Consider the following 23546-nt stretch of genomic DNA (forward strand, 5'->3'; position numbering starts at 1 on the left):
AAACACTGGTTCGTTAATAATGTATTCACGGGCCGGGCTATGCCTTTCACCAAAACAATCAGCCAAAAGCACATCTCTAACCAAAAACGACTAACCAAAGTATAAAGAATTTTACCCGAATCGTCCCACAACCAGGCGGGAAGCCATGTTTATCGGTTAATGGTTATTTCACCATGGCCCCCGTCCTGGTTTGTACAACACAGTAAACCAATCAACTAACCATATCAACAGTATGAACAAATTAATCCTATTAATTGTCCTGGCCACGCTTTGCCCTAATTTAAAGCTAAGTGCCCAAACCAGCACACAGATCAGTGGACGGGTCCTCGCCAGCGATGATGGAAATCCCCTTCCAGGTGCCACGATCAGTATCAAAAATTCAAATACCGCAGTCCAGTCAGCAAAAGACGGCTCATTCACCATCCAAACTGAAACTGCAACCGGCACGTTAATTATTAGCTATACCGGATATAAATCCCAGCAAATCAGCTTCAACGGCCCTATAAATAATCTAAAAATCAGCATGGAGGAAAGCCATGAAGCATTCGACGACATACAGGTTATCGGCTATGGCAAAACAACCAAACGGTTAAATACCGGATCGGTATCTTCCATCAGCGCCAAACAAATCCAGCAGCAGCCAGTTGGAAATGTAGTCGCTGCACTATCCGGCCGTATGCCCGGCGTATTTATACAGACAGCCAACGGGCTGCCAGGCGGCAACATCAATATCCAGATCAGGGGAAAAGGATCAATAGTAGCTGGCACCGATCCCCTTTACATTGTTGACGGCGTCCCTTTTGACGGTACGCCAATCGGTAAAGGAAATACAGACGTGATCAATATCGCGGGCGCAGTTAGCCCCCTGAGCAACCTAAACCCTGCTGACATTGAAAACATCACTATTCTTAAAGATGCCGATGCCACCTCTATCTACGGAAGCAGGGGCGCAAACGGGGTTGTCCTGATTACGACCAAAAAAGCAAAATCAGGAGCTACCAAAATCGATGTTAATCTCCGCCAGGGTATCAGTACCATCAGCGCAAAACCAAAACTGCTTAACCTGCAGGATTATCTGCAGATGCGAAAAAATGCCTTTTCCAACGATAAACTCATCCCTTCATCCGATCCTGCATCTACCAGTTACGCCCCCGATCTTACCCTATGGAGCCAGACCCAAAGTACCGACTGGGTAGATTACATTTTCGGTAGTTCAGCCAGCTCAACCGATCTCCAGGCAAGGGTGTCCGGAGGAAAAGGAAATACGACCTTTTCTGTCAACGGAAACTTCAGGAATGAAGGGACGGTCCTGCCCGGAAACAACAGCTATTACAGAACCGGATTATCTTCAGATATCCAGCATTTTTCCGAAAACCAAAAATTCAGTATCAGGATCTCAAACCAGCTCAGCAGGCAGCAAAGCGATCTGAGCAATATTGTAAACAACATCGACAGAAGTTTTCTTATTGCTCCCAATTACCCCCTTACCCTGCCGGATGGCAGTATAAACTGGTATGCTGGAAATATAGATGCGGAAAGTCTGGCACGAAGCAAAAATACAACGGACAACAGCATTACCAGTGCAGAACTTGCTTACCGGTTTTTACCCAACTTAAGTTTTAAAGTTAACTCAGGCTATACCAAGAGCAGTTATGACCAGACTTTTATCTCCCCCTCTTCATCGTTACCACCGGGCAGCATCAACAGCACCAACTTTACCAAAAGCAGCACACAGTCTTTTATCACCGAACCACAGCTCGATTATAACTTAAACTTTGGGAGGCACAAGTTGAGCTTCCTTGTTGGGGCTACCTATCAACACAAAAGCAGTGAACGCATGTCGGTAATCGCCAGTAACTTTAGCCTGGAAAGCCTGATGGAGAATCCTGGATCTGCCGGAACCGTAGCCAGTACGGGAAGTGATTCCCAATACAAGTACGCATCACTGTTCAGCAGGATTACCTATAACCTCAAGGACACATATATATTAAACGCGACTTTAAGACGTGATGGTTCCTCCCGTTTTGGACCGGGAAACCGTTATGGTAATTTCGGCTCTATCGGAGCGAGCTGGATTTTTTCCAACCAGAACTGGGTCCGGGAAAAACTTCCCGTACTTTCCTTGGGTAAACTCAGGGCAAGCCTGGGTACCAGCGGCAATGACCAGATCCCGGATTATGGCTACCTCTCCACCTTTAGTAGCCCCGGATCCGCCGTCTATCAGGGGACTGCGATTATCAGGCCAAGCAGGATCAGCAATGCTGATTTCAAATGGGAAAACACCCGCAAAATGGACCTGGGGGTTGAACTTGGCTTTTTTAAGGATGCCCTGAGCCTTATTGCAGACTATTATCGCTCCAGCAGCTCAGATCAACTGGTCAACTACGCCATCCCCTTAATTACCGGTTTTAGTAGCTACCAGGCCAACCTACCTGCAGTTATCCAAAACAGCGGATGGGAAATCAGCGTTAACTCCAATAACCTAAAAGGAAAAAAAATAGCCTGGTCAACCAACTTTAACATCACCATCCCAGAAAATAAGCTCAAATCTTTTGACAATTTCGAGAATTCCAGCTACGCTGCCATTTACGAACTGGGATATGATATCACCCGCATTAGGGGTTATCAGTCCCTGGGCATAGACCCTGCAAGCGGAAAGGTTCTATATGCCGGCCGGGATGGCCAGGCTTCAGCAGCACCCTATTCCAACTTTACCCTTGGCAAAACCGCACCGGACTTTTATGGCGGGCTTGGCAACACCATCTCCTACCAAAACTTTGAGTTCAGCGTATTTCTACAATTTGTGAAGCAGCGTACCAAAGGCGGCATTAACCGGAATCCGGGAGGAGGCGGGACCTTTAATGAATTTGATCTGGAACCCTGGTCCCTGTCCAATCCATCCTCAACTGTCCCTCCGCCCTCCACCCAGTTTGACTTTTACTACGGCCAGTCCTCCGCTAATATTTTTGACACCTCCTACCTCAGGCTAAAAAACGTATCCCTTTCCTATTTGCTACCTGCAGAGGCTGCAAAAAAAATGGGGCTTACCACACTCAGGATATTTGCAGAAGGACAGAACCTCTACACCTGGTGGCACCACAATTCCGCAGTTATGGATCCTGAATCCGGTGCGATTTCTACCACAACCGGCAGAAACATCCCGCCACTTAAAACTTTTGTTATGGGGCTTCAAATCAGTTTATAATACGAATATGAAAACAAACTTAAAACTAACAGTAGTCTTACTACTGCCTCTCGCTATTCTATACTCTTCCTGTGAAAAACTACTGGAAATACCACCGTCTAAGAACCAGATAGAGAGCGGGACCGTATTTGCCGACAGCACTACAGTAAATACCGCTTTACTAGGAGCCTACTACACTTTGGGCACCGTCCATAGCTCGATGAAATTCATCAGTCTATATGCTGATGAATACAATACGACCTCCAGCGCGCTGATCAATCTGGAATACGCAAATGGTAAACTGCTCAGTAACAACACCAATAATAATACCCTCTGGAATAATCTTTACTCAGTGATCTATCAATGCAATAACCTGCTGGAAGGCATCGAAAGTAGCACAGGATTATCTCCTGCAGCTCGAGAGCAATTTTCCGGCGAAGGTAAATTTCTGCGCGCTTATGCCTATTTCTATCTGGTTAACTGCTATGATCAAGTTCCCTTACTGCTTTCCACCAATGTTACACTCAACCGCAGCGCTTTTCAGGCAACTACTGACGCGGTATATCTCCAAGTAGTGAAAGATCTTACCGAAAGCAGTAACGACTTACAGGAGGGATATTTAGGAGCAGGCCGGGTCCGCGCAAATAAAACCTGCGCCCATTCCTTACTGGCCCGTACTTATCTCTACAGGGGTAAATGGCAAGAAGCAATAAGTGAATCCTCAAAAGTCATTCAAAATAGCGTCTATCAGCTCACAACAGTCAAAGCTGAAGATGTTTTCCTTGCAGGAAGTTCGGAAGCTATCCTTCAGTTATGGATGGTAAATGGATTTTTGACTGATGTTGCGCAGCTCATTCCGGCATCCCCAACCACGCTCCCAATCTATCCATTGAGGGAAGAATTTTATTCCGGATTTGAAACTGGCGACCAGCGAAAAAGCAAATGGACCGCATTGGCGAATGTAAACAGTGCCGGGCAAACACGTGTATATGCTTACCCTGCCAAGTACAAAAACCGGGTTGCCAGCACGGCTAAACCCGAGTTCGCCATGGCTTTGAGGCTTTCCGAACAATACCTAATACGGGCTGAAGCAAAAGCGCAATTGAACCAGATCAGCAGCGCTGTAGATGACCTGAACCTCATCCGCACCAGGGCCGGTCTTGTCCCTTTAAACCAGAACCTAAGCCAGGAAAACTGTTTGGAAGCTATTTTTAAAGAGCGAAAATCCGAACTATTTGGTGAATGGGGGCACCGGTTTTTTGACCTGAAGCGCTACGCAAAGCTTGAAGGAATCATGGCACCGATTAAAACCAGTTGGAAAACCGGTACCTCAGAAGTTTTTCCAATTCCCAATAATGAAATTATTTACAATCCTAATTTGAAACAAAACAATGGTTACTAAGTTCACAACAACTGTCATGGCACTAATTATTGGCTGCTATTACACCACCTACGCACAAAAGCAAAGCCCGCTACAAATCGGGGATAAACTGCCCGATCTCGAAGTCATTACCTACAGTGGAAAGAAAATCAGGCTCGCTGAGCTCTATCAAAAAACTCCGCTGATCATAGATTTTTGGGCTACCTGGTGCGTACCCTGTATTAAGGAGATCAGGTTAATGGATTCCCTTAACCAAAAACAACCTGGGAAGTTCAATGTTATCCTCGCCACCGATCAAACTAAAGAGGTGATCAGCCAATATATGAAGCGACCTGCTAACAATGATTTTACTGCAATATCTGAAAGGATCGTACCCTGGGATACTTTGCTTAGAAAAATGTTTCCGCATCGGGGAATCCCCCACAACGTCTGGATCGATCGGGATGGCATTGTAAGGGCAATTACTTCTGGAGAGGAGATCAGCGAAAAAAACCTACTTGCTTTCAGCCGGGATCCCGCAGCACTTGCCGTCAGGACAAAAAAAGACAATTTCACTTTCCGTCCCGAAGAACCTTTTCACCTTGCCGATTCTATTTATACCTATCGCTCCATAGTTTCTGCTTTCGTTCCAGGAATCCCTTCAGGTGAAAAATCACCACAAAGGGGAATGATGAAAGAATATACACAGTTTAATCAAAGTATCACGCGCGCGCTCTGGGGAGCCTATAGCCAGTTCAATACCGGGATCAGGCCAATTATGTTAGAACTGCATACCCGTGATTCTTCCCGCTTTTTTGGGCCAAAGACCCGGGATACCAGCTTTTATAAAAAATATCCTTATCAGGACCGTGGAGACTGGGAGCGAAAAAATCTTTTCTGTTATTCGCTGACCATGCCTGGTATGACACCTGACTCGCTTTTCACCAGTTATATCTATTCAGATATCGAGCGCATATTTATGGTCAAAGCCAAAATCGTAAGTAGAAAAATTCCATGCATTGTAGTGAGCAAAGGCAAAGGGCAGATGCTGCCACGGGCAGCAAATCCCAAACTTGCACCACAATTTACCTTTACCACCGATCATAAGCTCATTGTCCGCAACTCGAATATTCCAGAATTACTGGATTTCCTTTTCCGCCGAATACCGCCTGGAACATTACCTTATCCCTTTATCGACCGTACAGCTAGCAATGATCTCCGATTCGACATTGATTTAGATTATTCTGATGCACCGGGAATCGCCCTTAGTGGTGTAAAGCCGGAAATGTTATATCAGGAACTAGCCAAGTATGGATTGACATTTAAGCTACAAAATGAATTTTTCCCCATACTCCAGATCAATGACCTGCGATGAGTAAATAAACGAAATAAGCCCCTGACCAAAACGGCCAGGGGCTTGAAAATAATCACCTTGCGAATTAATCTTCGTAGCGTAAAGTGATGGTCTGTTGTCCAGGTGCAATTGGCGTACCTACTGCACAAACATTGTCAGCGCCAGCACATTCTTCGGCAAATGGACCTGTTGAATCACCGAGCTGCGGATCGCCATCAGGGGTAACGCCATCAGGCAGGTATTTCTGCCAACTGTGGGTGTTGGCAGCTTTGCCATTGAACAAGGTTGAGATCTCAGCAGCAAAAGCTCCTGTAACACTGGCCATTAATGCAATGCCCAGAATTGCGGTTTTAAGATTTGTTTTCATTTTGTTTAACATTTAAAGATTTAAAAATTGGTTATTTATATATACTCCGCGGTGAATATCCTTTTGGAAAAATACGCCCCCATAGAAATGGCAGCAGAGATATGAGCATAAAAAAAGCATTAAATATCAGGTGCTGCCGCCACCCCAGTTTAGAAATTAATCCCCCACAGGTACAGGGCAGCCTCAAGCCTGACAATAACATCAGGGAGATATAGAGCGTGAAGACAAGCAGCAAAAGAAAAGATAACCAGAGGCCAGTCTTTCTAAAACGTTCAGAAAACAGCAACCCAACCAGAACGAGTTCAGCAACCGGAACTGCAATTCCTAGTAGCGGTGCCAAATGTTTCATCAATGGCACTGGTGCGAGCTTCATCTGCTCCACGAAACGGCCATAATCCGCCAGCTTGGAAAAACCAGCATAGCCCCAAAGCAATACCAGCAATATTGCTGACAATAATTGGAGCAAATCATTACCTTCATATTTAGTTTTGTTTTTACTGTCCATACCAGATGCTTTTCTTTTTAATATTTAGCTTTGGAAAGCCTGGTACTAATCTCGCAAGTAGCTCAACTTTTCAGCGTATGATTTTGCCTAGATCGTCAGCGACATTTGCCGCATTTTAAATTGCCGTTTAAATCCCCCGAAGAAATCGGTGAATACCATTGTCCTTGATACCAAGAAATGAAGCAATATCCTTCGCCCTTGCGGTAAGGAAAGTGGCTTTATGCTCCTGATAGTATCTGCGTACCATTTCCGCATGCTTTAGATTGACCAAATCAGAAATATGGGCAGACCTTGCCGCCTGATTGCGGTAACGAAGTGTTTCGACCAGCACTGAGCCTTCCTTAAAATTCTGTATTAATAACGAAAGATCTACACGTGACAATTCCAAAAGAACTGTTCCGGCATATACCTCAACTTCGACCAGGCTCGGTAGCCCGGCGAAAAAACCTGGATGCGCAAATACGAAATCCCCTTCGTACCAGAACCAGGAAGTTCTACCTGAAGCTGTATCCGCTGAAGGACTGACTTCCCTTACCAGACCGCTCACTACAAACCAGATCTGCTGTTGTACTTCCCCTTCCCTGAGCATGTTTTTTACCATACCAAACTCCCGCAAAACGATTAAGGGATTTAAAGCTTTTTCAAACTCAGCTGATACCGGACATAGCTGCTCCAGCATCCGGAGCAGTTGCCCGAAGTATTCTTGACTAACCATAACTTAAATAGACTATACACCCGGCCAAAAAAAAGGGAGCCTATCGGCTCCCCTTTGAGTATCCATAGATCCAACAGGATCCGTTTAAAGAACGATGGCCAAAATGATCGGTTAAAAATTGATTATTTCAGCGCTCAAGATATGCCCCAAAGGAGTGAAAAAATCAATTTATTATATGAAAAGCATAAACCACTATATGAAACAGACAAAAAAGGCATCGCGACTTTTGTCTTCATTTCAACCAATAACTTGCTGATTTAAAAGACATTTACGATATTGCAGACTATCTAACTTTTCTGCTTATGGAACTTACCAGTATTGCCATCGACGATGAGCCACATGCCCTTTCTGAAATTAGGGATCTTTTATCACTCACTCCAGGAGCCCACCTGCTGGCAACTTTTGATAATGTCACTGATGCAGTTGCCCATCTTCAGGAATTCGGGCCGGTAGATATTGTTTTTTGTGATATCAGCATGCCAGTTACCGATGGCATCGAGGGTGCGAAGATGCTCAAGGTATATTGTGACCACCTGGTATACACTACTGCCCACCGCAATTATGGGGAGGAAGCCTTTCAGGAAGGAGCGTCAGGATATCTGGTCAAACCGATCATTCATGAAAGGTTAATTGAAAAAGTAGAACAGTTAAAGGAAATTCAGGAGAAAAGCCGCCGGGAAGAATACAGAGAAAAGAAGTTTGCCTTTGTGAAAGGAAAAACCAAACAAAGCTTCATCCGGGTATTCTACCAGGAGATTGTTTATTTTGAAGCGCTACTCAACCATATCAAAATTATCACCGTCAAAAATACAGAAATTACCTATCTGGGTCTCAAGCAACTAGAAAGGGATCTTATGCGCCATCCCGACTTTATCCGGATTGGTAAATCACACATGATCTCCATCAATTACCTAAAAAAAGTGGAGGGGTATATGGCTTTTATGTCCAACGGGGAATGTCTCCCGATAGGCGAAAAATACCGTAATGCCTTTACGCAAATATTGCGCAAAGGCATGCTCAGCGGTGGTTAGCGTTTGGCCATACTGGTATTGACGGTTGTGGTCAATACCGTAGTTGGATCCGTACTGGTTGTTGTAGGCTCAGTTGATCCTACCGGATTACTGATACTTTTAAAAATAAATACCGTTCTTTTTTGAAGTTTTGTTACCGTGTTTTTCATGGTCTATCGGGATTGATTGACCAATTTTAGCCAAGGGTAATCCCCTGAACATTTCTATTATATAACATACCTTAACCACTATATGAGATGGTAAATTTTAGTAAAAAAGAAATACGGATCCACCTGATCTGCTGGCTGGTATACATTTTTGTGGAAGTTGTACTTGCAGGTTTTATCGCAGAAAAATTCCATAGCTTTTTTTTCTATGCGCTGTTTTATGTCATCAACATCGGGATATTCTATTTCCATTCCCTATGGGTGATGCCACTTCTGTATAAAAAGTCAAAAAACCGGTTGTTATACTTTCTGCTGGGACTACTTTTCGCTTATGCTTTATACCTGGCGGGGGTAACAATAGTCAACCTACTGCTGGAATATTTCAGACTAAAACCCTCCCCATTGGATTTCAGCTTAAAATACATTAGCATTACCCTCTTTAGGGCAACTTTTTTTACCATGTACGGAACCGGTTATTTTTATTTGAACCGGTATCTGGAAAGAAAGGATGGCGAGATGAAGCGGGTGCTGGAGATTGAAGGTTTAAAGTACCAATTGGTTGTTGCGGAAAAAGATTTTCTGCGCGCCCAGATTAACCCACATCTGCTTTTCAATACACTGGCCTTTATCAGGAATGCTTCAAAAAATAACCTGCCCAATGCCTCATTAGCCATTGGAGGATTAACTGGGCTAATGGAGTATGCCTTGGAAGATAGCAAAAGTGACTTTGTTTTATTAACCAGGGAGATTGAACAAATGGAAAACCTGATCAAGCTCAACCGTCTGCGCTTTGAACACCTACTTCATCTTAACTATTCCAGGGACGTCAGGAATGAAGGGGCTGTAATTTTGCCGATTATCCTGCTGACACTGGTAGAAAACATCTTCAAACATGGGATATTAAACAATCCGGATCACCCCGCCAACATTGAGATCTTCAGCGATGAAACACAAATATCTTTTTCGACCAGCAATCTTGCGCAAACAAATGGCAAAACTACAGGTAGAAAAAATGGAATGAATAATATCAGTGCCAGACTTAAACATGCTTACACAGGCAGGCATCATTTTGTTTACGGCATGATTGGCAGCAAATTCGAAACACAATTAAAAATCTATTTTGTATAGTATTATTTCTTAACATCCCACCTGAAATAGAGACAGTTAAAAATTTTGGGCCGGGTAATAGTTCCGGCCCTAATATCACCCAGCCCCTCGCGGTTAGGGCTTACTTAGGTGATTAAATATTATTAGGAGATTGGAAATACCGCTTACATACCGAAGTATTACATATTAACCGGATGTCTGCTTAAGGTATCCAACCTATGGATTAGTAATCAGTTAAAAAATAAGCCGGTAACTGTCAGAGGACAAGTCCCGACTAAATTAACGCTCTCGAGGGTAAAGTTAAAAAAAACCCCACATTGAGCATTCAATTATTTGTATTATTGAAGGTATTAAACTAACTGCTAATGCACGATGCTGAGCAAAGCTTTTGCAAAAGTTAGAACAAGTCGTTTATACCAGTCCATTTCCTGCTAAATTGAAACTAATTGCTCCGGATCAGCACTATCATCTTCTGCGCTGACGTTTACTGGGCTTTGCTTATTGCGGAAATCACGAACCTGATCTGCATTATCACCGCCATCCAATCTGCGATTATCTACTTCTTCTTCACCACGATCCGTTTTTGCCAAAATATTCTCACATTCCTCTTTCAGTAACCCTTCCACCTGAGCCTTAACTAGCGCATAATTTTCCATAATTTCTGCTGCCCCTACCTCACGCGGACGCGGAATAGCCACATAGCTTTCCACCTCCCTGGCAATAGCTCCGTGGTCATTCTGCAAGGCCGAATGAAACATCTTTAATCGGATTTTCTGATCCGGATTATCCGCCACAATCCCCACAAACTCCCCAGAAGATAGTGAAGCAATCTTAGCGGATGGCACCGCATAATCCAGCTGTGTAGACCGGGAGACTGAAATATCAGAACTATTGATACTCTTGCTTTCCTTATCCTGCACAATCTTTCCAAAATTCTCAGATAACTTCTTTGCCGTATCTCCCGACACCTGGCCACTGATGATATTCCCCACAATATTGGTAATCACATCCGCCTGTTCCTGGCCATAATCCTTCCTCAGCTGTGAAAAGTCCTGCAAGCCCAGCGTGGTAGCACACTTATAGCCACGCGCCACCGCAATATGACTATCCATCCCCCCAACAAAAATGGAAGAATATTCATCAAAGACAATACTGCTTTTGAGCATATCCTTTTTATTCACCAGTTTGAGCATCCTGTTTACATAAAGCGACAGCACTGCACCGTAAGTCTGCACCTTCTGCGGATTATTGCCCATACAAACTATCTTCGGGGCATCAATATTATTGATATCCAGCGTAAAATCATTCCCGCTCAAAACGTAATAGAGTTGTGGCGAAGAAAGCCGGGCAAGACCGATCTTGGCAGAAGCGATCTGTCCCTCAAGTTGAGGCATCGCCTTACGCTGCAAAGCAGAAATAAAAGGATTGATCAAAACCCTGATCTCCGGCTCCTGCTGTAAAACGGCAAATAACTTATCATAATCCGCCTGGATCAGTTCTATTGTATGCGGCAAAGTACAGTATCTACCACTCTTGTACTTCTTTAAAAACCAGATGACCGCCGTCACAAAATTAATCGCACTCTCTACAAAAAAATCCCCCTGCTTTTTAATCCAGTCCCGGTTCAGCCCCAGCATAATCGTACGGCTCGCTTCAGTCGCGTCGGTAATATCATCCATGCTCTGCGGGTCCAGCGGGTTACAACGGTGATAAATCCGGTCAAAATCAATTACCCAGAAAGTGGGTTTCACTTTATAATTTCCCCTATACCTCAGCAGCGCATTATAGGCAATTATGGAAAGATCGTCGAACTTAAAGTCGTAAATGAACATCGAAAAGCCCTTTTTAATGTGCTGGGTGATCACATGCCGGATCACAAAATAACTTTTTCCTGACCTTACCTGGATCCGGGGCTGCCGGTAACCAGCAAACCCCGGAAAGGATTAATAATATTGATAAAAGAGTTTCTGATTTTTCCTTTCAGGTTATACCTGGCAGGAAGATTAACCGAATATTCATTTTCCAGTAGCCGCTCCTCCTGCGGAAAAGTCTCATTCTCGGTATTGAACACATCGGTCATCAAACCAGCTTTAAGTACACGTGAAAGCAGCGTACCACCAGAGAGGATTAACAGGTAGCCAGTCGCGGTAATCCCGATATAGATTCCGGCCAAAAGCTCCGGTTCAATGTTCAGCTGAAAGCAGATCGTGCTCCCGAAGTAAAAAATCACCCCTAAAATTAAATATACCCCAATCTCACGATAACGGATCTTTTCATCCTTCCGCCCTTTCACTGCCATCAATGAAATCAGCAAGCATAGTAATGCTGCTAATTTCGCTATCCAATAACCTTCAAAGAGTCCTGTCCTGGCAATGCCTGTAATCAAACGATCGGTAATTTCTGCGGTAAAACCCCAGCGCTTAAAGGCCATGTAGCAGCCCATGTAAAAATGGATGCTCAAAATAAATAGGCTGATGAGCCTGGTAAAATCAGTAATCTTCCGTAGCCCCTGCGTGTCCTCGCCTGTATTCATCTTATATAATCTAAATTGTTAATTCCTGTGATTGGGTTTTACCTTTTCTGCGTTTTTTCTTTTGCAGTGCAGGATTTAAGGGATCGTAATCCGGTTTTTCGAGCAGCAGGTCCAGTATCCCGGATTCAACCGCATTAAAAAAACCTTTAATTTCAAGCCGTTCCCGTTCTGTGTTCTTTTCTGTGCCCGGCCCGGTGTTCCTGTCCCCTGTTTCATTCTGCTGCCCGGCCAGCACCATCCGCTCGGCCAGCGAGCCATTTGCCTGTGTGTTGGCATAACGGAAAGTATCTGTCAGTGGCCGCTTAAAATCAAAAGTCTCATCAAACACTTTTTCCCCAGATTCCTTAAATGCGGTCCGGTCAAACTGGCCCACCTTTTTAGAATGCTCCACGTTTCTTCCCTTGGAATTGTTCATCGGGCTGAGTTTGATTTTATTAGTGATATCCTTGCGGCTGACGATCACCTGTATATGCATCTGCTCTCCTGGTTTCAGATCTCCTCTTTTCACTGTACCGGTTTTCACTTCTTTATCTTTAAAAGAATAATAACGGTGATTCTCCAGTTTTCCAAACCAGAGCAGATCCTCATTGCTGGTCACCCCGGCACGTTTAAAGTTCCGCGCATATTCATCCATTATCTTAACTGCGAAAGCCTTAAATTCCGCTTTGGTACCGTCCTCGAACAAACCTTTTAGGTGCGTGATCTCTTTTTGACTGGGATTAATATTGATCAGGAAAAATTTAGCATCATCATGGCAAAGCTTGGCGATATTTTTATCCAGTAAGTTTCTGACCTGGTAAGATTCGATGCCGCTGGCACTGCCGTTAAACCACAACTCGGGATCAGCATCCTCGAACATCCAGCTTTCCTTATCCAGGTAGTGCACCAATGCCCCGCTACTGCCCTTGTTATTTCCTGTGTCACTATCCGTGATATTGATGTACATAGTTATATGTTTTCCACCTGTTTACGTGTCAGTTCCGCCAGCTCTTCTTTTTCCCTGCCTTTAAAACTGCCCAGCTCTTCCCTTGATTTAATGTAACCATTCAAAATCTGCAGGAATTTTGCCTTTAACTGGTCCGCCACTTCCATACGCTGAAACACTAATTTGATTACTTTATCGCTTTCCGCCGACTTATCCAACATTTGCTGCTGATTTTTCAGCAGGGTTTTATTGGCCCCGAGTACCTGTTCATTAAAAAATTTAACAATGTCCCGCTGGTTTCCTATCATTTTATCTACTCCCTGTTTGATGGGAATGAGCAATAAATCTTCCTGGGACTTGATGAAACCCATGTAAGTTTTATGACTTTTGGACAGCGAATTTTTCAGCAGATCATCGTTCAGGTCAGTAGGATCTTTTTTATTGCGGTGAAAATAATCCACCATCTGCACAAAGACCAGCCGCTTCGATCGGCCCAATGCCAGAGCGACCTTATCCAGTTTCTGATCTGTTGTCGTGTTAAATTTTATAGTCCTTAAGGGTTCCATTTTTCAAGCTTTTTATTCCCTAAGCATTTCGCGTAGGGTTCCTTTTCCATTGTTTCCAGCCCATTAGGCCCCATAAGAATCCCCGGAGGATTCTCAAAACGCCTCTAACGCTAGCTTAGAGGCACAAGTTAGGCTCCGCCTTACTTCGGCTTGCTCCTTTTCCTTTGAAGGGGAAAAGGACAAGCGGCGAAGAACCTGAGACGCTGCGATTAAATAGAATTTGTTGCTGTTATTTTCGGTCCTGGTTAGTACTTCTCACCACAGCATCCGTTAATATTGGCTTACCGATTTCGTTTTGCTCAACAGTCAATTTAAGTTCAGTACAAAAGGGTAAAAAACGCACTTCTGTATCTCCAGCCATATACCTGCCTTGACGCGAAGATTTTTTATAAACTGATAAGGTGATTTTTTTGCCGGAATCCTGCAAGCTAAAAAAGCAATTTATGGTGAGCCCGCTTTTCGACCATAACATAAAGTCAAGTTTTGCGTGATAATTGCCTAGAGGAATCTCTTCTCTGGCATAAGAATAATCTTTAGGTTCGTAACCAACTTCCAGAGCAGTGAAGAACTCCAATACCGTTGTTTCCATGTTTTTTTCAATTTGATAATCAAAATTGGCAAGGAAAAACTGGCGCTTATCCAATATTGGATAGATTGGATTTGCTAAACAATAGAAGATGCCGATAGGTTCACATTACTAAATTGAGACAATAACTTTTACTAAAAGTGAGTAAAAAACATAAAAAAATATCCAATAGCTATATTTTACATAATTTAGGAACTGATTTCGAAACAATAACTAATGAACGAAGAGGAAACAAAAAATGTAGTGCACATTCCTGCAGAGCAGGATGACGATTATTCCAATGATGACTTATTTAATATCACATCTTGGGGTGCTGATTTGTCATTTAGAGAACTAATAACAATGTACGAAGAAGGAGAATTACTAAAGCCTGAACTTCAAAGAAAATATGTATGGGACAAGACCGAAGCTAGTAGATTCATTGATTCAATCTTACTAGGCCTACCAGTACCGTCTATTTTTTTAGCAAAAGAGCCAAATGATAATAAGCTAATTATCGATGGCTATCAGAGAATAATGACTGTTTATGATTTTGTTAAGGGCATTTTTTCTACTGACGGGAAGGTTTTTAAGCTTTCAAATACCAAAAGGATTAATGAACGATGGAGAGGTAAAGCGTATATTGAGCTAAACGATAACGATCAAAAAAAGATCCGAAGCACAACAATACATGCAATAATTTTTCAGCAGAAAAAACCAATTGACAACGATACCAGTTTGTATCAAATATTTGAAAGGATTAATACAAGTGGGAGAACTTTGAAGCCTCAAGAGATAAGGAATTGTGTTTATCAGGGCAAATTTAACACATTGCTATTTACACTTAACAGTGATCCCATTTGGCGCAAACTATATGGATTAGACACAGATGATCCAAGGATGGAGGATTTGGAATTTATACTTAGGCTATTTGCACTTTCATCAGAAGAAATTAAAAAGAAGGAGTCAGGTCAGATCTCATTGAAAAAGTTCTTGAATGAATACATGGGTTCTAAAGAATCCGAAAATGAAAAGGTTTTAGAAAAACGAGAAAGTACCTTTACTAAGGTAATTAGTCTAGCTAATACCATTTGGGGTGAGCAGGCATTTCACAATATCTCCCAAAAAGACGGGAAGTTGATAAATAAGTTTCATCCAACGATTTTCGACTCAATAGGAATTGCTTTAATTAATGCCATCAACCAAAAAATCGATGTGACAAAAATATCCGATTTGCCTACAAAGAGGATCAACCTGCTCAAAGACGAAGATTATAAGGCGTTTACCTCTACTCGCACTACAAATGTAGAAAATATTAAAGGTCGAATAAATAAAGCATCAGAAATCCTTTTTGGAATAAAATATGAATAATTCGAACGCTCAAACATACCTCGATGATTGTAGAGATGAGCTAGCTAAGGTAGATCTAATTATTCAGGCTTTTGGCCAATTCAACGACGCAGTACCATTTCTTACTAAGTATGCAATTATCAAAGCTTGTGGAACAATCGAACAGTGCTTTAAGACAATAATTGCAGATCATAGTAGCAACGGTCAGAGTCAACAAGTTAAAAATTATATTGATGAAACCGTTAGGAAAAGCTCAATGAATCCTAATTATTCAAACATTTGCTCACTCTTAAAAAAATTTGACGGGTCGTGGACGACTGCCTTTAAAAATGCCGTGAATGCACACACTGACAAAGCACAAATTGAAACCTCTTTAAGTTCACTAAATGAAGAACGAAATAAATTTGCACATGGAGGGCAGCCGTCAGCCTCATTTGTAAATGTTCAAGATTATTTCACCCATGCTAGAAAAATTATAGACATGTTGGACACAATTATTGTTTAGATCAAGAAACACTTTCTTGATTTTAGTGTATTTTAACAGGAGTTGATATTTTGACTTGATCAACTCCTGCTGTACCTAACTATTTATTTGGTCAAAATTACCGATTAACAATGAGGTGGCAGAATCAACAATGCTTTATAAAATATTCATTCATAATATCATTAAACTTTTTTGATTTAGCTTGGGCAGAAATTTTTACTATTTTTTCAGCATTAAAAAATTCAACTGTAAACTTTTTAGCTGCCTCCATTCTGACTATATATGAATCCGCATCCTCAGTGAATCCACCTGTACACCAGTATTGAAAATGGATTTCTTTATCATTTAGAGATGGCTGGTCTAGAATCCATTTGCGAATTATCGGTACCTTATCCGTTAACCACGATTCTAGGTCAGCCTTCCCCACAGGATAATTATAACCCTTACATTCCGCCACCACGACCTTATTTCCATAAACAGCGTAAACATCCATCTCTCGCTGAACATAATCATAAGTAATTAGTTTACCAATGTCAAGTGTTCCACACCCCATTTTAGAATGATAATATCCAACCGCCATTTCAAATAGATCGCCCCTCAAATTATTAGTTTTACCGCTGACCAATGCTTTCAATTTTATCAAGAGATCAATAAATTGCTCTGGATTTTTTTTGAGCACTGCCCCGGCGTTGACAACAATATTTATTAATGAGGATATTAAGTTTGTATATTCCTCACCAAAGAGCTGATTTACCATACCGACAATAATTCCATTGCTCCTTAAGGAACTTAATGCCTCTGGCTCCAAATTATCAACGATCAAAAAAGGCAGAAATTTAAGTGTATTTTTTTGTGCCTTTAATATCTCTATTTTTTTAATAAAAAATTCCACATGTTCAGCCGTTACTGTATTGCCGATTAAAATATCAGCCACCACAAAACCCGGCTTCAAGACTTTGTCTGACCAGGTCGTGATCGTACTAATGTAGGAAGGAGCAACAAATGCAAAAGAGAAATTTCCAAATGGCGAATAAAAACTTGAGGAATCATAACTGGTCATTGATAATTTTCTAGCCCAATCATTAAATTGCAAAAGCAAAACATCTTTTACCAATTGAACAGCCATCGACTGCCTTTTGTTGATTAGCACATTTGTCCGCTGCTCATTTATTTTAATTTCGGAATCTCCACTATATATTAACTGAAGCGACTGTAGCTTCTCAAGTGCTGAATGGCTAGTTACGTGACCTTTTACATTAATAACCGGGTTGACGCCGTATGCAGAAAACTGTTCTTTAGGTAAAACCCCTCGATGAAATTCTAAAGCCTTAATCAGATAGTGGTATTGCTTAGCATCAGACTTCAGCGCTGCTCGCAAACCCTCAGTAAATACATCATCAAAAAAGTCATCTTTGATATAAAACAAAGTTTGACGATGAGCAAAATATCCCTTTAACTTGAATACATCTTCATCTTTAAACCGTGATAGCTGTTTTCGAATTGCATCATCCGATAAGCTCGATCCACTAGCCTTCAACTCTTCGATCAGTCTGGAAGTTAATATTGGTCCCTTGTCCTGTATAATTGATTTTATAGATGTCACACTACACTATTTATATAAAATTACTAATTAAGTGCCTCCGTCATTTTTTCAAAAAAGCATCACTTCATTCAAAAATCTTCTTTCGCAATAGCGCAAAAGGCATTTTTTTACAATATATCATCCAAATCTTAATAGCCAAATCAAACGTTAAAAAGTTCAGGAAATATGGACTCACGATTACTTATATTTAAAGCTGGTCTTGAAGTAAGCCATCGATTTATTGAAGCTCAAGATTTGCTGAGATAGCGAATCAGACATCGAAACAATCATATCCTTACTTAAATCAATTTCTTTAAGCTTCCGATACATATCATCAGAAAGCTCAATACGTTCCATATCCCCCAAATACCGAATGTATCCGCCGACAGTTAACCTATCACTAAATAGTTCCGATTCTCCATGAAGAAGTGCGTATGCTTTCAATTCCGCAATTAGATTACGGATTAACTGCTGCGATGTGCCAATTTTAGCCGCTAACGCAAGTTTAGATTCATCACTTTCTTTTTTCGGCAGGAAAGTGAATTGGTAGATTAAGTAACCAACACCGACTATTGCACATATTCCAGAAATTATTTCCCAGTTCATTTATTTAATTTTGAGAGGTATTGTAAAATAATAATTCTTCAGCCATAGCCGATGTCAAAGTAAAACACAAAATAATAATTTCCATGTGAGATTTACTTTAAAATCTACACTATTTTATCAAAAAACTGGCCGTATCGAACTAAATTAACCAATTTGATTGAGTCCAGCTCATCTACAATACTATCATCATGATTAGTAAACAGAACAAGATTAATTAGTTTTTGATAGTACCGTTAAAGCCAGATACAGCAAAGAAAGGTCAAATAACTTGACAGAAAAACTTCAGATCAACCCCTCATCTGCAAAACTGTAATAACCATATCGAGACACAATCAAATGATCATGAATCTCAATATTTAAGATATTCCCACCATTAATTAAATTTCTGGTCATTCGTATATCCGTTTCACTTGGCCGCAACTCCCCACTTGGATGGTTATGCACCATGATCAAAGCACTCGCGCAGGCTTTCAAGGCCACGGCAAAAATCACCTTCGGATCTACCATCACCTCAGAAAAACTACCCTGAGAAATATTCACAATTCCCAGCACCCGACCCTGCCTATTCAACAATATAACCTTAAACTCCTCCAATAGCTCCAACCTCCCGTCATCCCACTTCCCCAGCAATATCCTGTAAGCCTGTTTTGAAGAAGTAATCTGTGGCCGCTCTGCCACTTTAAATGCCGGACGGTAGCTGATCTCGATCTCTGCTACCCTAAAACTTATATTTTCCATAATTTTCTGATTTAATTATGGCGCCCGACAATGTTCAGGTTCTGCCAAAGCAAAAGGAGGAACGGAATAAATGGCCGGGCGGGCAAAGGCCACAGGAGCGTTTATGCCGGAAATTCCTTTGCGTGCCAGAACTGAACCTTAAATTTGTAACAGAATTGAATAAGAACAAACCAAACTTAAAAAAACATAGGCCATTGTCTAGCCTGAAGAAACCCAACCCGCCTACAAAATAAATCTAATACCTTCGACTTCCTTTCCAATATTGGATGAGATCCCTGTAATTTTCCGCAGAATTGTAGCTTAAAAATGCATGATGATGAAAGCAGAATATCGCAAGAGACCAGGTAGCAGAACCATAAGGACAACAAACCACATAGCTATTCCAAAATTACCCAATCTCAATCAAGCGCATAACATAACTGTAGACCAGGCACAGAAAATCTTATTTGAGAGCGGCATAAATATAGAAAAAGATGATGCGGCAGAAGTATTGGAACTCATGTATCAATTGGCTAAATTGATTGTAAATCAAAATTTTAAAAAATGAAAACAGCTGACTTATACATCAGGGTAAGTACTGATGAACAAGCCGACAAAGGCTATTCCCAGCGTGATCAGGCTGAACGCCTCGAAAAACATTGTAGAGATTCTGGCATCAGTGTAAGAAAAATCATCTTTGAAGATCACTCTGCTAAAACTTTTGAACGCCCCGCCTGGAAGAAACTTCTAGTTGAACTACGCAAACAACGTGGTAAAACCGAACTGGTGCTATTTACCAAATGGGATCGCTTTAGCCGAAACGCACCTGATGCCTATAATATGATCCGAATGTTGAAATCACTGGGCGTAGAACCACAGGCTATAGAACAGCCCCTGGATATGGACGTGCCAGAAAATAAAATGATGCTGGCCATCTACCTAACTGCACCAGAGATTGAAAACGATCGCCGTGGTCTCAACACTTTTTACGGATTGAGAAGAGCCCGAAAAGAAGGTCGCTGGACCGGACTTGCGCCTACAGGATATATCAACAGAACAGCTGAAAATGGCAAAAAATATATCGCCCAGCATGGAGATCAGGCAAAACTCATGGAATGGGCATTCAAAGAATTATCTAAAGGGAAATATGCGATTGAACAGGTATTTAAAAGGAGTGTCGAAATGGGTCTCATCTGTAGCAAAAATAACTTCTTACGCCAGATTAGAAACCCAATGTATTGCGGTATCATTCAGATCGCAAGTCACAAAGATGAGGCGGCCTACACCGTAAAAGGTTTACATGAACCAATTATATCACCCGCCCTTTTCTACCAGGTACAAGATGTAATTTCTGGAAAAAAACAGAATATCAAAACCAAAATCCTTGCGAATGAACACCTGCCTTTAAAAGGATTCATAACCTGTTCAAAGTGTACCCGTACATTATGCGGTAGCGCATCCAAAGGACGAAGTGCCTATTATTATTATTACCACTGCAGTTCTGCATGTGGATGCAGATTAAGAGCAGAAATGGTCAACAGGGAATTTTTGGACTTACTAAAGGAGTTTAGCCTTAATGCGAAAACCGCTGAGTTATTTAAACTGGTCATCCTAGATGAATTTTCAAATGATTCAGATAACAATAAAGAATACAAAGCCCAGCTGGCTAAACAACTCACAGAATCCAATAACAAACTCACCAGAGCCAGAGAATTATTATTGGTAGGAGATCTGGAAAGCAGTGAATATAAAAAAATAAAAACCGAATGCGATGAAATTATTATCAGAATTGAGGCGAAACTTCAGGACTTCGGCCGAAAAAAATACAGCAAGGCACAACTCGAGCCCATCCTGAATGATGCAATAAACACGTTTTGTGATTTATACACGATTTTCACAAAATCGGGCATAGAAGACCAAAGGAGGCTGATTGGTTCGATGTTCAAGGAAAAATTCAATTTTGAGAACGTACAACATCGAACCGCTCAAATGACTTATGCATTCGACCGTATATATTTGATTAACAACAAATTAGGAGGTAAAAAGAAAGGGCAAAAAGTTATTAAAAACTCTTTGCCCCGTCAAGGGTGGCTGATGGGGCTCGAACCCACGACCCTCGGCACCACAAACCAATACTCTAACCAACTGAGCTACAGCCACCGTTTTTTTGATGTCACAAAAGTACGACTTTTAACATTCCTTGCAAATATTTTTTTCAATGTTTTTACAACTAATTTTTAATTCCTTAACATTCAATTATTTGAAATTGAAAAAAAATTTCAGCAGCAGATAAAATAGGCGATTTTAAAGCTAAAAACATAACTTTACAGCGTTTATGATTGAAATTTATACAGACGGAGCAGCTAGCGGAAACCCCGGACCAGGTGGTTGGGGTACTATTTTAAGGGCCGGACAGCACTATAAAGAACTGAGCGGTGGTTTTAGGATGACCACCAATAACCGCATGGAACTGCTTGCTGTAATTAAAGGATTAGAAGCATTAAAAAGCCTAAACCAGCAGGTAACCGTTTATTCGGACTCTAAATATGTGGTTGATGCCGTTGAAAAGAAATGGGTTTTCGGCTGGGTAAGCAAAGGTTTTAAAGACAAGAAAAACAAAGATCTCTGGATGCGTTTCCTCGAACTATATAAACTGCATAAGGTAAAATTTATCTGGATTAAAGGTCACAACGATCATCCGGAGAATGAGCGTTGCGACCGTTTAGCTGTATTTGCCTCGCAAGACAAACAAAATTTAGCGATAGATACTTTTTTTGAAGCAGAAAGAAGTAAGGCAAACCTTTTTTAGTCAATTCCGCCGATTACATTTAAATCTTCAAGTTTAGCTTCTACATTCTCATCAACCGAGATCGATTTTGCAGTGTAAAGAAACATCATTTCTTCTGCTTTTTCGACCATTTTTTTTGAGCCGATAAAAATCGGGACCCTTTGATGAAGTTCGGTAGGGTTAATATCCAGTATCCGCTCAAAACCTGTACTGGCTTTACCCCCAGCCTGTTCAATAATAAATGCCATAGGGTTACATTCATACAATAACCTCAATTTTCCATTTGGAGAGCGCGAAGTAGTAGGATAAATATAGATTCCACCCTTTATTAAATTCCGGTGAATATCGCCCACCATCGAACCAATATAACGCGAAGTGTACGGCCGTTTAGTAGCCTCATCTTCTACCTGGCAGTATTTGATATACTTTTTAACCCCATCAGGGAAATGCACGTAGTTACCTTCGTTTACTGAATATAAATAGCCTGTTTCCGGTATTTTCATCTGCGGATGTGAAAGGCAGAATTCGCCGATAGATGGATCAAGGGTAAACCCGTTAACACCTTTCCCGGTTGTATAAACCAGCATGGTAGACGAACCATAAATAATGTAACCCGCAGCAACCTGCTCTGTTCCTTTTTGCAGCACATCATCTAAACTGGCCCTGCCATCAACCGATTTGCGGCGGTAAATAGAAAAAATAGTACCAACAGCAACATTTACATCCGTATTGGAAGAGCCATCCAAAGGATCGATACACACAATATATTTGGCATTTTGCGAAACCGGCGATTCGATATGGATAATTTCATCTTCTTCTTCTGTAGCTACGATACAACATTCGCCACCACTGGTTAAAGCTGCAATAAACTGCTCGTCAGCATAAACATCTAGTTTTTTCTGTTCTTCTCCCTGAATATTAGTGGTACCCATATCCCCAAGAATATCAACCAAACCGGCCTTGTTGATTTCGCGGTTTACAATTTTTGCAGCAATGCCGATGTCTCTTAACAGCCTCGAAAGTTCGCCCTTTGCATAAGGGAAATCTGCCTGTTTTTCTATAATAAATTGTCCTAGTGTTTTAACGCCACAAACCATACTTAGTGTATATTTTACATTATCTACCCGATAACTCTATAACCTCTAAGGTATGAATATTTTCGTCAGTAATGCAAAATCTGATCAGTGTACGCACCTTGTGCCAGCCGTGTTTCCCTGCCGCACCGGGGTTTATATGCAAACATTTTATTTTTTCATCGAACATTACTTTCAAAATATGGGAGTGCCCGGTGATGAATAATTTTGGAGGGTTAGTGTATATTTCTGGTTTTACAAAATTAGAGTACCTTCCGGGGTAACCACCTATATGGGTCATCCATACATCAACCGCTTCACAGCTAAATCGATTTTGTTCAGGAAAGGCTGATCTGATTGTTGCATCATCAATGTTTCCGAATACCCCTCGCAAGGGTTTAAATGCCGCCAGGGGTTCGGCAACATCGGGACCAAAATCACCCGCATGCCAGATTTCATCTACCCCATCAAAATGTTTGAAAACGGCCTCATCCAAAAAACCATGCGTATCAGAAATTAATCCTATTTTTTTCATAAATCAAAGGTAATATCAATCCGGTTTCCCACATTAAACATCGCAACAAATTA

Annotated in this window: 23 protein-coding genes, 1 tRNA gene and 1 pseudogene; 10 read left to right on the forward strand and 15 right to left on the reverse strand. The window is 41.5% G+C overall.

Annotated features, from left to right (window positions below; translation table 11 throughout):
- Positions 1–232: 232 nt before the first annotated feature.
- From DRW42_RS13660 to DRW42_RS13670, 3 genes are read left to right on the forward strand one after another with little or no spacing between them, the layout of a single operon-like run.
- A complete protein-coding gene (locus tag DRW42_RS13660) occupies positions 233–3205 on the forward strand; it encodes a SusC/RagA family TonB-linked outer membrane protein (protein WP_113949371.1) in 2973 nt (990 codons plus the stop codon).
- A gap of 7 nt (positions 3206–3212) precedes the next feature.
- On the forward strand, positions 3213–4586 hold the full coding sequence (locus tag DRW42_RS13665; RefSeq protein ID WP_113949372.1) for a RagB/SusD family nutrient uptake outer membrane protein: 1374 nt from the start codon (positions 3213–3215) through the stop codon (positions 4584–4586).
- A 16-nt stretch (positions 4587–4602) separates the two neighbouring features.
- Positions 4603–5919, forward strand: coding sequence for a TlpA family protein disulfide reductase (locus DRW42_RS13670; protein ID WP_158544346.1), 1317 nt, complete (start codon positions 4603–4605; stop codon positions 5917–5919).
- Positions 5920–5983: 64 nt separating this feature from the next.
- Here the strand turns inward: DRW42_RS13670 and DRW42_RS13675 are convergent, their stop codons facing one another.
- The 3 genes from DRW42_RS13675 to DRW42_RS13685 form a co-directional block, all read right to left on the reverse strand.
- Positions 5984–6265: a hypothetical protein gene (locus tag DRW42_RS13675; protein ID WP_147243745.1), complete on the reverse strand. Its 282-nt coding sequence runs from the start codon at positions 6263–6265 to the stop codon at positions 5984–5986.
- Positions 6266–6296: 31 nt separating this feature from the next.
- Positions 6297–6770 (reverse strand): MauE/DoxX family redox-associated membrane protein, encoded by a 474-nt coding sequence (locus DRW42_RS13680; RefSeq protein WP_113949375.1) that lies wholly within the window; start codon positions 6768–6770, stop codon positions 6297–6299.
- Between the two features lie 127 nt (positions 6771–6897).
- Positions 6898–7485, reverse strand: a complete 588-nt coding sequence (locus DRW42_RS13685; RefSeq protein ID WP_113949376.1) for a cyclic nucleotide-binding domain-containing protein — start codon at positions 7483–7485, stop codon at positions 6898–6900.
- A gap of 302 nt (positions 7486–7787) precedes the next feature.
- Between DRW42_RS13685 and DRW42_RS13690 the strand changes: the two genes are divergently transcribed.
- Positions 7788–8516, forward strand: coding sequence for a LytR/AlgR family response regulator transcription factor (locus tag DRW42_RS13690; protein WP_113949377.1), 729 nt, complete (start codon positions 7788–7790; stop codon positions 8514–8516).
- Here the strand turns inward: DRW42_RS13690 and DRW42_RS28795 are convergent.
- Positions 8513–8665, reverse strand: coding sequence for a hypothetical protein (locus DRW42_RS28795; RefSeq protein ID WP_158544347.1), 153 nt, complete (start codon positions 8663–8665; stop codon positions 8513–8515). The two genes, DRW42_RS13690 and DRW42_RS28795, sit on opposite strands and share 4 nt — an antisense overlap.
- Before the next feature lie 87 nt (positions 8666–8752).
- Here DRW42_RS28795 and DRW42_RS13695 point away from each other — a divergent pair, with 87 nt between their 5' ends.
- Positions 8753–9790, forward strand: coding sequence for a sensor histidine kinase (locus tag DRW42_RS13695; protein ID WP_113949378.1), 1038 nt, complete (start codon positions 8753–8755; stop codon positions 9788–9790).
- A 410-nt stretch (positions 9791–10200) separates the two neighbouring features.
- Here the strand turns inward: DRW42_RS13695 and DRW42_RS13700 are convergent, their stop codons facing one another.
- The 5 genes from DRW42_RS13700 to DRW42_RS13715 form a co-directional block, all read right to left on the reverse strand.
- Positions 10201–11601: a type IV secretory system conjugative DNA transfer family protein gene (locus DRW42_RS13700; protein ID WP_425273473.1), complete on the reverse strand. Its 1401-nt coding sequence runs from the start codon at positions 11599–11601 to the stop codon at positions 10201–10203.
- 65 nt (positions 11602–11666) lie between these two features.
- Positions 11667–12302: a YWFCY domain-containing protein gene (locus DRW42_RS29505; RefSeq protein ID WP_425273474.1), complete on the reverse strand. Its 636-nt coding sequence runs from the start codon at positions 12300–12302 to the stop codon at positions 11667–11669.
- A gap of 10 nt (positions 12303–12312) precedes the next feature.
- The gene (locus DRW42_RS13705; protein ID WP_113949379.1) at positions 12313–13248 is read right to left on the reverse strand and encodes a DUF5712 family protein; all 936 of its coding nucleotides are present in this window, start codon (positions 13246–13248) and stop codon (positions 12313–12315) included.
- Positions 13249–13250: 2 nt separating this feature from the next.
- A complete protein-coding gene (locus DRW42_RS13710) occupies positions 13251–13793 on the reverse strand; it encodes a BfmA/BtgA family mobilization protein (RefSeq protein WP_147243746.1) in 543 nt (180 codons plus the stop codon).
- A 229-nt stretch (positions 13794–14022) separates the two neighbouring features.
- A complete protein-coding gene (locus tag DRW42_RS13715) occupies positions 14023–14436 on the reverse strand; it encodes a hypothetical protein (RefSeq protein WP_113949381.1) in 414 nt (137 codons plus the stop codon).
- A 159-nt stretch (positions 14437–14595) separates the two neighbouring features.
- On the opposite strand from DRW42_RS13715, the gene DRW42_RS13720 reads away from it, so the two are divergent.
- Together DRW42_RS13720 and DRW42_RS13725 are read left to right on the forward strand one after the other, a co-directional pair.
- On the forward strand, positions 14596–15729 hold the full coding sequence (locus DRW42_RS13720) for a DUF262 domain-containing protein (protein ID WP_113949382.1): 1134 nt from the start codon (positions 14596–14598) through the stop codon (positions 15727–15729).
- The gene (locus tag DRW42_RS13725) at positions 15722–16213 is read left to right on the forward strand and encodes a HEPN domain-containing protein (protein WP_113949383.1); all 492 of its coding nucleotides are present in this window, start codon (positions 15722–15724) and stop codon (positions 16211–16213) included. The genes DRW42_RS13720 and DRW42_RS13725 overlap by 8 nt, the downstream gene beginning before the upstream one ends.
- A gap of 124 nt (positions 16214–16337) precedes the next feature.
- On the opposite strand, the gene DRW42_RS13730 is transcribed toward DRW42_RS13725, so the two are convergent.
- From DRW42_RS13730 to DRW42_RS13740, 3 genes are all read right to left on the reverse strand, one after another.
- Positions 16338–17795 carry a hypothetical protein gene (locus tag DRW42_RS13730; protein ID WP_113949384.1) on the reverse strand — a complete coding sequence of 486 codons (1458 nt, stop codon included), beginning with the start codon at positions 17793–17795 and terminating at the stop codon, positions 16338–16340.
- A gap of 177 nt (positions 17796–17972) precedes the next feature.
- A complete protein-coding gene (locus DRW42_RS13735) occupies positions 17973–18380 on the reverse strand; it encodes a hypothetical protein (protein ID WP_113949385.1) in 408 nt (135 codons plus the stop codon).
- Between the two features lie 282 nt (positions 18381–18662).
- Complete coding sequence (locus tag DRW42_RS13740) at positions 18663–19118, reverse strand: JAB domain-containing protein (RefSeq protein WP_113949386.1); 456 nt, start codon at positions 19116–19118, stop codon at positions 18663–18665.
- A gap of 316 nt (positions 19119–19434) precedes the next feature.
- On the opposite strand from DRW42_RS13740, the gene DRW42_RS13750 reads away from it, so the two are divergent.
- On the forward strand, positions 19435–19665 hold the full coding sequence (locus DRW42_RS13750; protein WP_147243747.1) for a hypothetical protein: 231 nt from the start codon (positions 19435–19437) through the stop codon (positions 19663–19665).
- A pseudogene (locus DRW42_RS29295) lies at positions 19662–20441 on the forward strand (recombinase family protein); the annotation flags it as partial. The gene DRW42_RS13750 and the pseudogene DRW42_RS29295, both read left to right, overlap by 4 nt.
- A 742-nt stretch (positions 20442–21183) precedes the next feature.
- Here DRW42_RS29295 and DRW42_RS13760 read toward each other — a convergent pair.
- Positions 21184–21257: transfer RNA gene (locus tag DRW42_RS13760), tRNA-His, on the reverse strand.
- 175 nt (positions 21258–21432) lie between these two features.
- Between DRW42_RS13760 and rnhA the strand changes: the two genes are divergently transcribed.
- Complete coding sequence (gene rnhA / locus DRW42_RS13765; protein ID WP_113949389.1) at positions 21433–21906, forward strand: ribonuclease HI; 474 nt, start codon at positions 21433–21435, stop codon at positions 21904–21906.
- Here rnhA and fbp read toward each other — a convergent pair.
- Together fbp and DRW42_RS13775 are read right to left on the reverse strand one after the other, a co-directional pair.
- On the reverse strand, positions 21903–22982 hold the full coding sequence (gene fbp, locus DRW42_RS13770) for a class 1 fructose-bisphosphatase (RefSeq protein ID WP_113949390.1): 1080 nt from the start codon (positions 22980–22982) through the stop codon (positions 21903–21905). The genes rnhA and fbp overlap by 4 nt on opposite strands.
- Positions 22983–23001: 19 nt before the next feature.
- On the reverse strand, positions 23002–23493 hold the full coding sequence (locus tag DRW42_RS13775) for a metallophosphoesterase family protein (RefSeq protein WP_113949391.1): 492 nt from the start codon (positions 23491–23493) through the stop codon (positions 23002–23004).
- Positions 23494–23546 lie beyond the last annotated feature (53 nt).

The sequence above is a fragment of the Pedobacter miscanthi genome (genome assembly GCF_003315595.1).
Taxonomy (GTDB): domain Bacteria; phylum Bacteroidota; class Bacteroidia; order Sphingobacteriales; family Sphingobacteriaceae; genus Pedobacter; species Pedobacter miscanthi.